This is a genomic window from Stenotrophomonas maltophilia (genome assembly GCF_001676385.1).
Taxonomy (GTDB): domain Bacteria; phylum Pseudomonadota; class Gammaproteobacteria; order Xanthomonadales; family Xanthomonadaceae; genus Stenotrophomonas; species Stenotrophomonas maltophilia_J.
This window is the reverse complement of record NZ_LYVJ01000013.1, coordinates 45,428-59,086: the sequence shown is the minus strand read 5'-3', so window position 1 is coordinate 59,086 and position 13,659 is coordinate 45,428. Positions and strand designations below refer to the sequence as shown.

Sequence of the window (13,659 nt, the reverse complement as noted above, 5' to 3'; positions counted from 1 at the left end):
GGCACGGCCGTTGATCCAGATCAATGCCGGCACCGGCCTCGCCAACTAGGCTGGCACGCTTGCAGGAAGCATGCCCTGCGGATGCCACGCCGGCCTCGGCAGAGTATACGCGCCGCCCATTTTTTGATCCGGGACAGCATGAACAGACCTTCTCCAAGCCGCCGTCAACGGCTGATCCAGCAATGGGGTGCCATCCTCTGGCCCAGCTTCATCGCCGCTGGCGGGGCCAGCGTGGTGTTCTTCGCCTTCGTCGACCCGCTGCGCCTGCAGTCGATCAGCTTCCCGGGCACAACGATCAGCCGCGAACTGGGCTACACCGTCGGATTCTTCATGTTCTGGACGGTGACAGCGTTGTCCAGCGCAGTCACCTGGCATCTGCAGCGGCCGATGCCGGGCAACGACGACGATGAGCTGCCGTTGGGATGAGCACGGTGTGTACCCTCTCCCCGCCTCCCCGGCACTGGCGTGGCGCGCTCAGTGCAGCCTTCCTGCTGGCGTTCTACGCGCTGCCATGGCTGCGTTGGGATGGACGGCAGGCCCTGTTGCTGGACATCAACGCGCGGCGCTTCGATGTGTTTGGCTGGACGTTGTGGCCGGGCGACGCGGGCGTGATGATCGGCCTGCTCGCGGTGCTTGCGGTCGGCCTCGCATTGCTCACCCACCTGGCTGGCCGGGTCTGGTGCGGGTACGCCTGCCCGCAGACGCTCTGGCGCCGCGCCTTCGACTGGAGTGCCCGCCGCGTGGCACAGGTGTTCCCGAAACGCGTGGCGCGCCCGGCCACACAGGTCGCCTGGGGACTGCTGTCGCTGTGGACCGGCATCACCTTCGTCGGGTTGTTCAGCCCGATCCGGGAGCTGTTGGCGGCCGCACCCAGTGCGGGCTGGAGCGGCTGGGAAACATTCTGGGTGCTGTTCTATGCAGCGGCCACGTGGGGGAACGCAGGCCAGCTGCGCGAGCAGGTCTGCCGTTCGCTGTGCCCGTTCGCGCGCATGCAGCCGCTGCTGACCGATCCGCACACGCCGCGCATGCTGTATGACGCTCGTCGCGGTGAACCTCGCGGGCCGCGCCCCTCCGGCCTGGGCGGCGTGCTCGGCCGCGGTCGTGGCCTGCTCGATCCGACCACCGCGCAAGACTACGTGTTCCGCGCCGCGCACCCGCTGCTGGCAGGACCGATGCCGACCTTCAGTGCCGACCGCCTTGGTGACTGCACCGACTGCGCAGCCTGCGTCCGCGCGTGCCCGATGCAACTGGACATCCGCCAGGGACCACAGGCCGATTGCCTGGCCTGCGGTGCCTGCCTGGAAGCCTGTGCACAGCAACAGCACCAGGCCGGTTTCGGTCCGGGGCTGGTTCACTACTGCAGTCCGCAGTCGATGGCCGGGCAACCGCGGCGCTGGTGGCGCCCGCGAACCCTTGCCCTGCTGTCGATGCTGCTGGCGCTGCTTGCCTGCGGCGCGTGGCGCCTGCTCTGAGTCAGCGCGCCCCGCTGGCATGCGGCGGCACCAGCTGTGCACGCCGCACGATGCCCAACTGCTCGATGATCAGCGCCATTTCATTGGTGACTTCGGTACGCTCGGTTCCCTGCGGAACCAAGCGGTCCAGCACCTGCTGGTAAGTATCCCAGAACGCCGGACCGCATCCGTGTTTGTGGTAACTGGCTTCCAGTTCGCGGCGTACCCGTTCAGCCAAGCCATGCATGCCGTATTCCATACGACCTCCGTTGGACTTGTTCTGCATCGTTAACGGTCTACCGACTCACTTGCGTGCTACTGAAAGATTCCCGGGCTTCACACCCGGTTGATCCCAATTAGTCACAGATTTCACGACAGGTCAATTACATGCGGCAACTTTCGCGATCGAAATTATTAATCGTTCACGAAACTACATACGCCAGCCGGGTGGGGCCGGATGGGCTGATCCCGACAGGCCGTAGCCGCTGACCGTTCGCGACCGGTAAACGGAACTGATCGCGACGCTCGAATTCATCGAATCTCTCTATTTTGCTAAGCACTCTTAGCAGATCACGCTTAGCGTGCTAGATGCGACAAACAATGACGCAGTTCAGGCCGGTTCATGTCCCGTCGCATTCGTTGCGGGGAACAGGTTGGGATAGCGCTGATGCAGGATGTACCGTCGCAGCGCCGGGATCGGGAAGTCCTTCGGCCATTGCGACACCGCAGATCGGCTGATGCCAAAGAAGCGCGCCAGTTCGGCGTCGGTGCGGAACCCCAGCCGGGTGCGCACCTGCCGTTTGCTCCAGAATTCGGTCACGGTCGGTCCTTCTGTTAACCAGACTTATTCTTGCGGCAAGGATTCTTTGCAATCCACGCGTTAAGCTGGCTTGCATAGATGAATACTCTTGGCCAACGACTCGCCATCGCCATGAAGAAAGCCGGGCATCCACGCCCAGCCGATCTGGCCCGCGCCGCCGATTCGACGACGGCTACCATCAGCAACTGGCTGAACGACCACGTCAGCCCTGCCCATGTGAAGGCCGAACAGCTGTTCCGCATCGCCGATGCGGCCAAGCTGGATGCGCGCGAACTCCTGTACGGCGTGAGCGGGCGCGGTGTCGGCGAACGCGGCAACGCCTACATTCCCAGCCAGGCACATCTGGATGTCTGGCAGGACGCCTACGAACTGGTCAGCCACCTGGTCGCGGAAAACGGCCTTGAGATCGACCACCGTCGCCATGCAGCACTGGACCTGCTGGCCTTCGAACTGCTGATGGATGGCTTGAGCCGCAGCAAGGTGGCCCGCGTGCTGATGACCTCGATGACGTGAATGCACCGCCACTGGTAGCATGGACCGCGATGGGGATGGGGCTCCCCCGATAACCGCCTGAGAAGGCTGATGGCTCCTGCCAAGACGAACCCGGTGTTCGTCGATGGCGGGCCGTGCCTGCCCTCGGCGTTCGCCATCGACCCTGCGAAGCGCACTCGAGGCACGCGATGCAAGCTCTGAACAACTATTTCCTGGTTTTCATCGGTGGCGGCCTCGGTGCGTGCCTGCGCCACGCCTGCAACCTGATCGGCGCCCGGGTGGCGGCCGGCAGCCCCTGGCCGTGGTCTACCTTCCTGATCAACATCAGCGGCGCGCTGCTGATGGGTGTGGTGGTCGAGGCTTTCGCCCTGCGCAACGGCGCCTCGCCACAACTGCGCCTGCTGCTGGCCACCGGCATACTGGGCGGCTACACCACGTTCTCTACCTACGCGCTGGAAATCGGCGTGATGCTGCAGCGGGGCCAGCACGGGCTGGCAGTCCTCTACGCCGGTGGCTCGGTAGCATTGGGCCTGGTGGGCCTGTTCGGTGGCATGAAACTGGCCCGGCTGGTGTTGGGCTGAGGCTCAGGCCGCGCCAGCGCGCGCCTGTCCGCGCCACTGCCGCGGCGACTGCCCGGTGTGCGCCTTGAACGCGCGCGACAGCGCAGCTTCACTGCCGTACCCCACTTCGTTGGCAATCCGCTTCAGCGGTCGTCCCTGGCGCAGCGCCTGCTGTGCCAGGCCCACCCGCCAGCCCTGCAGGTACTGGCCCGGCGTGGTACCCATTGCCTCGCGGAAGCTGGCGGCGAACACACTGCGCGACATGCCAGCCACGTCGGCAAGGTCTTCCAGCGTCCACGCCTGTGCCGGCGCTTCGTGCATCGCCACGAGCGCCAGCCGCAGCCGCGGATGACCGAGCCCGGCGAACAGGCCGCCACGCATCTCGCCGCCTTCCATCAGCTGGCGCAGCACCTGGATCATCACCACCTCGAACAGGCGGTTGACCATCGCCGCCCGCCCGCAGCGCTGCTCGAAGGCTTCTTCGAACAGCAGCTCCAGCGCAGCGTTGCCGCCATACAGATCGGCCAGCGGCAGGCAGATGAAATCCGGCAGCGCGGCGCTGATCGGATTGAGCCGCCCCCCTTCGAAATGCAGGTTAGCGCAGGCCATGTCGGCGCCGTGCTGCGGATCAGTGCTGAATCGATGCGGCATCGGCCGTGGATACAGCAGCAGGCTGGGCACCTCGACCTGCACGGTCTGCTGGCCGTGGCTGACCTGCAGCGGGCCGCGCCGCACCAGGTGCAGCTGGCCAGCGTCATCCTCGCCCTGCAGGGTGTTGATGCCGCACAGCGCGCCGGCATGGAACACCGAGGCAGTCACCGCGAAGCGTTCAAGCAGGATGGCAAGGCGGTCGACCATGGCGGGACTCCGGGTCAAGCGGCAAGCAGTCAATCCGGCAGATCGTACCGAAATCGGCCATGATGGCCAACGCTGCTTCCGCTGCCGCCGGCGGTGCCACGGCGGGGCCGGTGGCCTGCTCGAACCCTCGTCACTGGCCTGCGGCGAGCGTGGTGCATGGCACGCAGCCAGCGCACATCCGCGTACGCGTGCACAGCCAACCCCTGCGGCAGTGCAGCGCGCGGAGCATTTCGCGGGCATCTATGCTCGGTCCCATTCCCGGATGGAATGACCACGATGCGTCCCCTGCTTCGATGCGCCCTCGCCCTCGGCCTGCTGCTGCCTTCGGTATCGCTGCTGGCTGCGTCACCTACTGCATCGCGCATGCTCAGCGGTGAGCTGCAGGGCGCCCCCTGGCGCCTGGACGTGCCGGCCGACTGGAATGGCGAGCTGGTGATGCTGGCGCACGGCTACGAGCCGGTGGGCGTGCCACGTACTACGCCGATGGCCGCCAATGACAGCACCGCACCGTTGCTGGGCGCAGGCTACGCCGTCGCGCAGAGCGCGTATTCCAGCCAGGGGTGGGCAGTGGCCGATGCGATCGCCGATATGGAACGCCTGCGCCAGCGCGCGCAGGCCGAACTCAAGCACGTGCGCCGGACCTGGATGCTGGGATTCTCGATGGGGGGCGCGGTGACGGTCGGCAGCCTCGAGCGCTTCCCGCAGTACTACGCGGGAGGGGTCTCATTGTGCGGCGCCAATCTCAGCGGCGAACAGCTCGCGACCGATCTGCTGACCACGCTGGTCGCGTTCGATTACTTCTTCCCTGCGGCCAAAGGACTGCCGCCTGCCGGCCTGGCTTCGCGCGGAACGATCGCACTGCCGCAGGACGCGCTGTATCAGGGCATCGCCAACGCGCTGCAGCGCGATCCATCGCGCGCCGCGTTGCTGGCGCGACGGTTGCAGGTTTCCAGTAACGCACTGGCCGGCACGATCAGCCTGCACGCGCTGGTCCTGCATGAACTCGCCAACCGCAGTGGCGGCATGCCGGTTGGCAACGCCGGCGTGGCCTACAGCGGGTTCGGCGACGATGCCGCGTTCAACGCCGGCGTGGAGCGCTTCGAGGCTGTGCCCACCGCACAGGCGTACGTGCGCAGCAGGCTGGCATTGACAGGCGCGTTGAAGCGACCGCTGGTGATCCAGTTCAACAACGACGATCCGACCATCGTGCCGCACATGCAGGCGGTGTATCCGCTGCTGGCTGCACAGGCACGTGCGCGGCCGCTGCCGAAGGTGCTGCCCGCCGTGGGCCAGGGCCACTGTGGCTTCTCCGGCGCGCAGGTCGTCGAAGCGCTGAAGGCAGCGGCACGGCCCTGAACCGGCAGGCCGGCACGCCATGCCCGGCCATGGCGACACGGGCGGCGTCAGCCCCCCAGCGTGCCCATGGTGAAGGTGTAGCCGGAGTTCATCAGGAACTCGCGCATTCGCATCTCCGCTCGCCGGGGCGAGGCCAGGTTCGCCGGGGCGTACAGGGCATAGACCAGGCCCGACCCCTCGATATGCTCGCGACGGACCCCGCAACGCGCGGTTTCCGCGGCAATCACCCATCCGTCCTTCAACCGGTCCGGTCCGATGGATTGCCCGTTCTTCAAACGGAAGGTCAACCAGCGCACATCGGGCGTGACTTTGCTCATTGCCGGCGGGCTCCCTGTCCGGGGTGATCCGTGTTGTCCTTGTTCGCCATTGCAGCTCCCTGAGACGTGAACTCTGACCATAGCGCCTTCGCATGTCGTGGGTGACTGAGACTGGCCGGTGCTGCTCAGGTCGCCAGCCCGAACAGCCTCCACATCGCTCGCGGCCTGGTGGCATCAGTTGCAGTTCGCGCCGGCCGTCGACGCGCCGCAACCAGCCGTTATGCACGAAGCTGGCCAGCAGGGCCTCGCCTACCAGGCCCGCCAGGTGCAGGCGTCGCTCGGTGCAATCTAGGCATCCGCGGCAATAGCGTTCCGGCCTGGACTTGACTGGCTGCTGCAGCAGATCGGCCAGCGGCTGGCCGATCTGTTGCAGGAAACCAGCACCCTCTGCACTCACCCGCCAATACCCCTCGCAGGGCAGCAGGTGCCCGGCCCGCAACAGGTGATCGGTGATGGCCACGGCGTGAACACCGGCCATGTGCCGGTAGCACGAGCGCGCTTCGCGCAGCCCCGGCATGCGGCGCGACGCGGCCGTGTGCAGGACGGCGTGCGAGCCGCAACGCGCAGCATGCCTTCCAGCATGTCCGCGACCTCGGTCGAGGCCAAGCGATGGTAGCGATGACGCCCCTGCGGGATGGCGACCAGCAGGTCACCCTCGATCAGTCGCCGCAGATGCGCGCTCGCGGTCTGGGGTGTCACTCCGGCAACCCGCGCCAACTCCGTGGCGGTATAGGCACGGCCATCCATCAGGTGCAGGAGCATTGCAGCACGCGCCTGGTCACCGACCAGGGCGCCGACACTGACAAGGGAGCCGGAGGCGTGAACCATCCCGGCATTGTTGCATGCGACGACCAGCGGACAGTTCGATGCCGGCCGAAGCATCTGCCTCCTGCCCCGTTGCACAGTGGCCGCCCCGCATTCCGAGAGCCACAGTGACCTTTCCATCCATCCAACGTCGGCACATCACGCCCTCCGTCCTGTACCCGGGCACCCCGGTCCTGTTGATGACTACACTCAATCCCGACGGCAGCACCAATATCAGCCCGCTCTCGTCGTTCTGGGCATTGGGCAACCGGGTGGTGCTGGGCCTTGGAACGCAAGGCCAGGGCTATGCCAACCTGCAACAGCACAACGGATGCGTGCTGAATTTTCCTTCCGCCGCACAGGCCGCACAGGTGGAAGCGATCGCGCGTGCAACCGGGCGTGACCCGGTACCCGCCGCCAAGCAAGCCATGGGCTACGTGCACGTGCGCGACAAATTCGCACTGGCGGGTTTAAGCGCGGTGCCGTCCGTGCAGGTGGAACCGGCGACGATTGCCGAGTGCCCGCTGCAGGTGGAAGTCACGATGATGGCCATGCACCGGCCCAGCGATGACGACGATCAAGGGTTCGTCATTGCCGAAGGGCAGATCCGCTGCGTGCACGCGCATGAGAACATCACTCTGGCGGGTACCGAGCACATTGATGTCACGCGCTGGAAGCCGCTGATCTACCTGTTCCGGCATTACCTTGGCGTGGGCGCTCCGGTCGGACGCAATTTCCGGGAGGAAACGCACATTGCCATTCCGGAACAGGCATAGGGCCACGTTGCGGCGCTCAGGGCCTCACGCTCACGCCGCACCGGGATGTGGCCTGTGGTCCAGCGCAAATACCCGGTCGACATTGGGGCGCGCCCGCGCCCGGGATTGCAGCTGCCCACTGGTATTCGCCCTGGACAGCCGCAGCAACCCGCCAAACAAAAAGCCCTGACCAAGGTCAGGGCTTTTCAATTGGAGGCCTCAAGCGGAATCGAACCGCTGTAAACGGATTTGCAATCCGGTGCATAGCCACTCTGCCATGAGGCCAACGTACCGCGCGCCAGGAACGAAGCCCCTGACATGACAAAACCCCTTGATGGGGCCTGTCGGAACATGGAGCGGGAAACGAGACTCGAACTCGCGACCTCAACCTTGGCAAGGTTGCGCTCTACCAACTGAGCTATTCCCGCGTATGCCGCCATGTTACCGGAAGTACCGGGCCCACACCAGCGATTTCACACCTTCTTTCACTTTTCTGACTGCGCGCAAAGCCTTGCGGCCCAACGTGCCCCGGCCTGCCATACCGGGAGAAAAACAAGGCCCCAACCGGGGCCCTGTAGAATCTGGAGCGGGAAACGAGACTCGAACTCGCGACCTCAACCTTGGCAAGGTTGCGCTCTACCAACTGAGCTATTCCCGCAGATTTCGTTCGACCTGCGTCGAAGGAGCGCTATTGTGTCGATATTGCTGCACGGCGTCAACAGGAATTTCCGCCGGGCGTGCGATGCCGCCCCAGGCGCAGGCTTCGCGGCATCCATAACGAAAAACGCCCCCTTCCGGGAGCGTTCTTCTTGAACCTGGAGCGGGAAACGAGACTCGAACTCGCGACCTCAACCTTGGCAAGGTTGCGCTCTACCAACTGAGCTATTCCCGCTTGGGAGGCGAAATTCTACTTGTTCTGGAAATGGCGTCAAGCGCTTTTTCCAGGGTCTGCGAGGCACCTTGCATTGCGTATCCACGCATAGCGTGGATTGAGCATCGATGGGGTCAGAGCCCTTTCCTGCGGAAAGGGATCCGACCCCGCGCTCAGTTGCCCAGCTTTTTCTGCCGCGAACGCTCGCGTGCAGCGCGCTCGTCTTCGCGCAGGCTCGGCCAAGCAGCGTGCAGGTACTGCAGGCCCGACCACAACGTCAGTACCGCGGCAATGGCCAGGGTCCAGTCGCCGATATGGAACACCGGCCAGCCCATCCAGATGTCTTCGACGGGCACGTTGGGCGCCACCGAATACAACAGGCACAGCAGCGCGACCATCTGCGCGGTGGTCTTGACCTTGCCGATCATCGCCACGCGCACCTTTGCGCGCTGGCCCAGCTCGGCCATCCATTCGCGCAGCGCCGACACCGCGATCTCGCGGCCGACGATGACCGCTGCCCAGAACGCCATCCACGGCGTCGGGTGACCCTGCACGATCAGGAACAGCGCCACTGCCACCATCAGCTTGTCCGCGACCGGATCGAGGAACGCGCCAAAGGCCGACTCCAGCTGGTAACGGCGTGCGATCCAGCCGTCGAGCCAGTCGGTGATCGCGGCCAGGCCGAAGATCGCCGCCGAAGCGAAGTTGGTCCAGGTATAGGGCAGGTAGAACACCAGCACCAGCACCGGGATCATCACGATCCGCAACAACGTCAGCCAGGTGGGCAGGGTCAACTTCATGCTTGCGCGCTTCTCTCTCTACTCGGCCGCATCGGGCGTGGCCAACCCGTGCAGGTTAGCGTAGATACGTGCCGCGAGGGCGTCATTGATGCCTTCCACCTTGGCGATTTCCGCTTCGCCAGCGGCTTTCAGGCCGACCAGGCCGCCGAAATGCTTGAGCAGGCTGGCGCGGCGGCGCGGCCCGATGCCGGGGATGTCCTCCAGCTTGCTGGTCATCCGTGCCTTCTGGCGGCGACCGCGGTGACCGGTGATGGCGAAGCGGTGCGCCTCGTCGCGCACCTGCTGGATGAACTGCAACGCTGGATTGGCTGCGCCCGGGCGCAGCTCGCGACCGTCGGGCATCACCAGCGCTTCGTGACCGGCGCGGCGTTCCACGCCCTTGGCCACGCCCACCAGCAGCACGCCTTCCACGCCCAGGTCGGCGAGCGCGGCCTGGGCCTGGGCCAACTGGCCGGCGCCACCGTCGATCAGCAGCACATCCGGCAATACGCCCTGCTCTTCCACCGCACGGCGGAAGCGGCGGTCGATGGCCTGGCGCATGGCGGCATAGTCGTCACCCGGCTCGATACCACTGATGTTGAAGCGCCGGTACTGCGCGCGGACCGGGCCCGCGGCATCGAATACCACGCACGAGGCCACGGTGGCCTCGCCCAGCGTATGGCTGATGTCGAAGCACTCCACGCGCTTCACCGGCTCGGCCAGGCCCAGCATGTCGCGCAGTGCATCGCTGCGCGCGTGCTGCGCGTTGCGGCTGTTGAGTTCCGTGGCCAAGGTCAGCTGCGCGTTGCGGCTGGCCAGTTCCACGTAGCCGGCGCGCTCGCCGCGCACGTTCCACTTCAGTTGCACCTTGCGCTCGGCCGAGGCCGACAGCGCGGCAACCAGCAGGTCGGCGTCGGGTATTTCGCGGTCCAGCAGGATCTCGCGCGGCGGCTCGAATTCGATGTAGTACTGCGAGACAAACGCAGCCAGCACTTCCTCGGGACTCTCCTCGCCGTTGGTGCGCGGGAAGAACGGACGGGTGCCGAGATTGCGGCCATCACGGAAGGCCAACAGCAGCACGCAGGCCTGCGAACCCTGCATGGCCACGGCCAGCACATCCAGGTCTGCGGCGCGCCCGTCCACGTACTGGCGGGTCTGCATGCTGCGCAGCGAGGAAATCAGATCACGCAGGCGCGCGGCCTGCTCGAATTCCAGGGCCTCGCTGGCGGCCTGCATCTGCTCGCCCAGCTCGCGGGTCAACTCGTCGCTCTTGCCTTCCAGGAAAAGCGCGGCGCGACGCACCGATTCTGCATACTCCGGCGCCGGCACCAGCTCCACGCAGGGCGCGCTGCAGCGGCCGATCTGGTACTGCAGGCACGGCCGCGAGCGGTTGCGGAACACGCTGTCCTCGCAGCTGCGCAGCTTGAACAGCTTGTGCATCAGGTTCAGCGTTTCGCGTACTGCAGTGACACCCGGATACGGCCCGAAATAGCGGCCGGGAATGGCGCGTGGGCCGCGATGCAGCGCGATGCGCGGCCAGTCCTCGCGGGTCAGCAGCACATGCGGGTAGGTCTTGTCGTCACGCAGCGAGACGTTGTAGCGCGGCGACAGCGACTTGATCAGCTGGTTTTCCAGCAGCAGCGCCTCGGCTTCCGAGCGCGTGACGGTCACGTCCATGCGCGCGATCTGCGAGATCATCGACATGATCCGCGCGTTCTTCGGGCTGCCGTTGAAATAGCTGCCGACACGGTTGCGCAATGCGCGGGCCTTGCCCACGTACAGCAGGGTGTCGTCAGCGGCATACATGCGGTACACGCCGGGTGCCGTGCTGAGCTGGGCCGCGAAGGCCTTGCCGTCGAAGGCCGGGGCGGGGACGTCGGTCATTCGCTGATCGGGACTTCGCTGAGCACGCCGCTTTCAGGATCGAAACGCAGCACGGCATGGGCGTCGGTCTCGGCGATCCATACCGCACCCGCGCCCACCGCCAGGCCGGCCGGGCCATGCAGGCGCCTTGGCAGCGGCTGGGTGGTCAGCTCTCCACCACCAAGGCGCAACGTCCGCAGGCGGCCGTTGCCGGTATCGGCGATCCACAGCAGCGGCGCATCCGGGCTCAGCGCGATGGACTGCGGGAACTGCAGGCTGGCCTGTGCGCGCGGGCCGTCTTCACTGCCGAAGCGCCACAGCCCCTGCCCGACCAGGGTCTGCACCAGGTCACCGCGGAGCTGCAGCGCGCGGATCGAGGAACCCAGCGCGTCGGCCACGTACAGCACCTGCTGCACCACTGCCAACGCGGTCGGCTGTGCAAAGGCGGCCAGGTGACCACTGCCGTCGCGCTCGTCGATGGCGCCACTGCCCGCGCGCCACTGCAGGCTGCGCTGGCCCAGGTGATAGCTCCAGATGCGGTTGTCGCCCGCCATGGCGATGTGCAGCTGGTTGTCGGCGATGGCCAGGCCAACCGGGTGATCCAGCGACACCTGCCGCGCCTGTGCGACCGGGCCTTCCACCGGCGCACCGGGACGACCGTTGCCGCACAGCGTGTCGACGATGCCAGTCAGCAGGTTGATGCGACGCACGGCGTGGTTGCCGGTGTCGGCCACGTACAGCGAGTCGCGTTCCAGCACCAGCGCCTGCGGGCGGTGGAATGCCGCTTCGGCAAGGTTCCCGTCCATGAAATCGGCGGTGCCGAGGCCGAACTGGCGCAGGATACGACCCCCATGGCTGCATTCGAGGATGCGGTGATGGCCGCTGTCGGCGATGTACAGGCGCTCGGTACTGACCGCCAGCCCCAGCGGGAAGCGCAGCGCCTGCCGCGGTTCCGGATGCAGTTCGCTGCCCCCCCTCGGCGGCGCCGAAGGGGCGCCCTGGCACAGGGCGTTCAAGGCGCGTTCGAGTTCACCGGGTGCACCCTGCCCGACCAGCCGTTGCTGCTCGCGGCCCTGCGCATCGAGCAGCACCATGGTCGGCCAGGCCGTGACGCCGAAGCGGCGCCAGCCATCCCAGTCGGCATCCAGCAGCACGGGCATCGCCAGGCCCTGGCGGCGCAGCAGTTTGAGTGTGGCACTGGCGTCGCGCTCGAAATCGAAACGCGGCACCTGCAGCACCAAGGGTTGCAGCCTGCCCGGATGGCGCGACAGCCATTGGCCGAACTCGGCCAGGCGCTGCGCGCTCCAGGCGGAGGCCGCATTCACGAACAGCAGGGCAACCGGCCGACCACGCAGTTCGGTCAGGGTACAGGGGGTGGCGTTGAGCCAGGAGGCGAACTCGGGCAGGTCCGGGACGGGCTGGACATTCATGGCCCGATTATGCCGGAGTCGGCGTCATGCAACAGCCGTGCCACCGCACGTTTTGCAGCATCGTCGACCAGCGACCATACCTGTTCGAAATGATCGCTGCCCCCGGTGTACGGGTCCGGGATCGCCCCCTGCCCGCCCGACCAGGGCAGGTACAGCGCGAGCCGCTGGCGCTGGGCAGCCGATGCCAGGCGCCCGGCATCGCGCAGATTGGCATCGTCGGCGCACAGGACCCAGTCGAAACGGTCGAAATCCGTTGCCTGCAGCTGGCGCGCGCGCAGCCCGCCGATGTCCACGCCGTGCCTGGCCGCACAGGCGATCGCACGCCGGTCCGGTGGCTCGCCCACATGCCAGTTGCCGGTAGCAGCCGAATCGACCTGTACGCGCCCGGCCAGCGGAGAAGCGTCCAGGCGCGCGCGCAAGGCCCCTTCAGCCATCGGCGAACGGCAGATGTTGCCGAGGCAGACGACCAGCAGCTTCATCGCGCAGCCATCGCCAGCAGCAGCCCCTCTGCGCGCTCCAGGTCCTCGGGTGTGTCGATGCCCGGCGGGAACGGTTCGGGCGAGATCGCCACGCTGATCGGGTAGCCGGCTTCCAGCACACGCAGCTGCTCCAGCGATTCGACCTGCTCCAGCTGCCCCTGCGGCATCGCCGCGAACTGCTGCAGGAAGCCGGCGCGGTAACCGTAGATGCCGATGTGGCGCAGCCAGGCATGGCCATCCGGCAGGGTGTCACGACTGCGCGCGAAACCATCACGATGCCAAGCGATCGGGGCGCGGCTGAAGTACATGGCCTCGTTGCGCACGTTGCACACCAGCTTGACCACGTTCGGGTCGAACAGCGTAGGGGCGTCCTCGACCGGAGTGGCCAGGGTCGACATCGGTGCCCTGCCCTCGGCCAGGGCCTCGGCCACCGCCCGGATGCCGGCCGCCGGCGCGAACGGTTCGTCGCCCTGCAGGTTGACCACCACGGTGTCATCGGACCAGCCTGCGATGCGCGCGCACTCGGCCAGGCGATCAGTACCGGACGAGTGCGTGGCTGCGGTCATTGCCACCCTGACCTCGGCCAGTCCTGACAACGCATCGGCAATGCGCAGGTCGTCAGTGGCGACCCAGACTTCGCGTGCACCAGCCTGCAGCGCGCGACGCGCCACATGCAGCACCAGTGGCTCTCCGCCCAGCAGGCGCAACGGCTTGCCCGGCAGCCGCGAGGCGGCATAGCGGGCCGGGATGGCGACGACGAATTCGGTCATGCGGGCAGTACTCGGCAGGCTCGTTACAACGGGAATGCGGGTGCCGGCGCGTGA

16 protein-coding genes, 4 tRNA genes and 1 riboswitch are annotated in these 13,659 nt (G+C 66.5%); of the genes, 6 read left to right on the top strand and 14 right to left on the bottom strand.

Annotation, left to right across the window (positions count from 1 at the left end; genetic code table 11):
* Positions 1-138: 138 nt before the first annotated feature.
* Positions 139-426, top strand: coding sequence for a hypothetical protein (locus A9K58_RS16270; RefSeq protein WP_065200329.1), 288 nt, complete (start codon positions 139-141; stop codon positions 424-426).
* Positions 423-1,472: a 4Fe-4S dicluster domain-containing protein gene (locus A9K58_RS16265; protein ID WP_065200328.1), complete on the top strand. Its 1,050-nt coding sequence runs from the start codon at positions 423-425 to the stop codon at positions 1,470-1,472. The genes A9K58_RS16270 and A9K58_RS16265 overlap by 4 nt, the downstream gene beginning before the upstream one ends.
* 1 nt (position 1,473) lies before the next feature.
* On the opposite strand, the gene A9K58_RS16260 is transcribed toward A9K58_RS16265, so the two are convergent.
* Positions 1,474-1,710 (bottom strand): hypothetical protein, encoded by a 237-nt coding sequence (locus tag A9K58_RS16260; RefSeq protein WP_065200327.1) that lies wholly within the window; start codon positions 1,708-1,710, stop codon positions 1,474-1,476.
* 351 nt (positions 1,711-2,061) lie between these two features.
* Positions 2,062-2,271: a helix-turn-helix domain-containing protein gene (locus A9K58_RS16255; protein WP_065200326.1), complete on the bottom strand. Its 210-nt coding sequence runs from the start codon at positions 2,269-2,271 to the stop codon at positions 2,062-2,064.
* Positions 2,272-2,382: 111 nt separating this feature from the next.
* On the opposite strand from A9K58_RS16255, the gene A9K58_RS16250 reads away from it, so the two are divergent.
* Both A9K58_RS16250 and crcB read left to right on the top strand, forming a co-directional pair.
* The gene (locus tag A9K58_RS16250) at positions 2,383-2,784 is read left to right on the top strand and encodes a helix-turn-helix transcriptional regulator (RefSeq protein WP_065200325.1); all 402 of its coding nucleotides are present in this window, start codon (positions 2,383-2,385) and stop codon (positions 2,782-2,784) included.
* A 22-nt stretch (positions 2,785-2,806) separates the two neighbouring features.
* A riboswitch (Fluoride riboswitch) is annotated at positions 2,807-2,870 on the top strand.
* 81 nt (positions 2,871-2,951) lie between these two features.
* Complete coding sequence (crcB, locus tag A9K58_RS16245; RefSeq protein ID WP_065200324.1) at positions 2,952-3,344, top strand: fluoride efflux transporter CrcB; 393 nt, start codon at positions 2,952-2,954, stop codon at positions 3,342-3,344.
* A gap of 3 nt (positions 3,345-3,347) precedes the next feature.
* On the opposite strand, the gene A9K58_RS16240 is transcribed toward crcB, so the two are convergent.
* Entirely contained in the window at positions 3,348-4,181 is an 834-nt protein-coding gene (locus tag A9K58_RS16240; protein WP_065200323.1) for an AraC family transcriptional regulator, read from the bottom strand.
* 276 nt (positions 4,182-4,457) lie between these two features.
* Here A9K58_RS16240 and A9K58_RS16235 point away from each other — a divergent pair, with 276 nt between their 5' ends.
* The gene (locus A9K58_RS16235) at positions 4,458-5,537 is read left to right on the top strand and encodes an alpha/beta hydrolase family protein (protein ID WP_065200322.1); all 1,080 of its coding nucleotides are present in this window, start codon (positions 4,458-4,460) and stop codon (positions 5,535-5,537) included.
* Between the two features lie 47 nt (positions 5,538-5,584).
* Here the strand turns inward: A9K58_RS16235 and A9K58_RS16230 are convergent, their stop codons facing one another.
* Together A9K58_RS16230 and A9K58_RS19940 are read right to left on the bottom strand one after the other, a co-directional pair.
* Positions 5,585-5,854: a hypothetical protein gene (locus A9K58_RS16230; RefSeq protein ID WP_065200321.1), complete on the bottom strand. Its 270-nt coding sequence runs from the start codon at positions 5,852-5,854 to the stop codon at positions 5,585-5,587.
* A 393-nt stretch (positions 5,855-6,247) separates the two neighbouring features.
* The gene (locus A9K58_RS19940; RefSeq protein ID WP_231109336.1) at positions 6,248-6,601 is read right to left on the bottom strand and encodes a helix-turn-helix domain-containing protein; all 354 of its coding nucleotides are present in this window, start codon (positions 6,599-6,601) and stop codon (positions 6,248-6,250) included.
* 257 nt (positions 6,602-6,858) lie between these two features.
* Between A9K58_RS19940 and A9K58_RS16225 the strand changes: the two genes are divergently transcribed.
* Positions 6,859-7,434, top strand: a complete 576-nt coding sequence (locus tag A9K58_RS16225) for a flavin reductase family protein (RefSeq protein WP_407070835.1) — start codon at positions 6,859-6,861, stop codon at positions 7,432-7,434.
* Between the two features lie 190 nt (positions 7,435-7,624).
* Here A9K58_RS16225 and A9K58_RS16220 read toward each other — a convergent pair.
* The 9 genes from A9K58_RS16220 to kdsB all read right to left on the bottom strand — a co-directional run bounded on the left by A9K58_RS16220 (position 7,625) and on the right by kdsB (position 13,605).
* Positions 7,625-7,698 (bottom strand) — tRNA-Cys (locus tag A9K58_RS16220).
* A gap of 67 nt (positions 7,699-7,765) precedes the next feature.
* Positions 7,766-7,841: transfer RNA gene (locus A9K58_RS16215), tRNA-Gly, on the bottom strand.
* A gap of 154 nt (positions 7,842-7,995) precedes the next feature.
* Positions 7,996-8,071 (bottom strand) — tRNA-Gly (locus A9K58_RS16210).
* A 158-nt stretch (positions 8,072-8,229) separates the two neighbouring features.
* Positions 8,230-8,305, bottom strand: a tRNA-Gly gene (locus tag A9K58_RS16205).
* Positions 8,306-8,457: 152 nt separating this feature from the next.
* Positions 8,458-9,084: a CDP-diacylglycerol--glycerol-3-phosphate 3-phosphatidyltransferase gene (gene pgsA / locus A9K58_RS16200; RefSeq protein WP_010486073.1), complete on the bottom strand. Its 627-nt coding sequence runs from the start codon at positions 9,082-9,084 to the stop codon at positions 8,458-8,460.
* 18 nt (positions 9,085-9,102) lie between these two features.
* Positions 9,103-10,947 carry an excinuclease ABC subunit UvrC gene (gene uvrC / locus A9K58_RS16195; RefSeq protein WP_065200319.1) on the bottom strand — a complete coding sequence of 615 codons (1,845 nt, stop codon included), beginning with the start codon at positions 10,945-10,947 and terminating at the stop codon, positions 9,103-9,105.
* The gene (locus tag A9K58_RS16190; RefSeq protein WP_065200318.1) at positions 10,944-12,356 is read right to left on the bottom strand and encodes an NHL repeat-containing thioredoxin family protein; all 1,413 of its coding nucleotides are present in this window, start codon (positions 12,354-12,356) and stop codon (positions 10,944-10,946) included. Before A9K58_RS16190 ends, uvrC begins: the two co-directional genes overlap by 4 nt.
* Positions 12,353-12,835: a low molecular weight protein-tyrosine-phosphatase gene (locus A9K58_RS16185; RefSeq protein ID WP_065200317.1), complete on the bottom strand. Its 483-nt coding sequence runs from the start codon at positions 12,833-12,835 to the stop codon at positions 12,353-12,355. Before A9K58_RS16185 ends, A9K58_RS16190 begins: the two co-directional genes overlap by 4 nt.
* Positions 12,832-13,605: a 3-deoxy-manno-octulosonate cytidylyltransferase gene (gene kdsB / locus A9K58_RS16180; protein WP_065200316.1), complete on the bottom strand. Its 774-nt coding sequence runs from the start codon at positions 13,603-13,605 to the stop codon at positions 12,832-12,834. The genes A9K58_RS16185 and kdsB overlap by 4 nt, the downstream gene beginning before the upstream one ends.
* Positions 13,606-13,659: the final 54 nt, after the last annotated feature.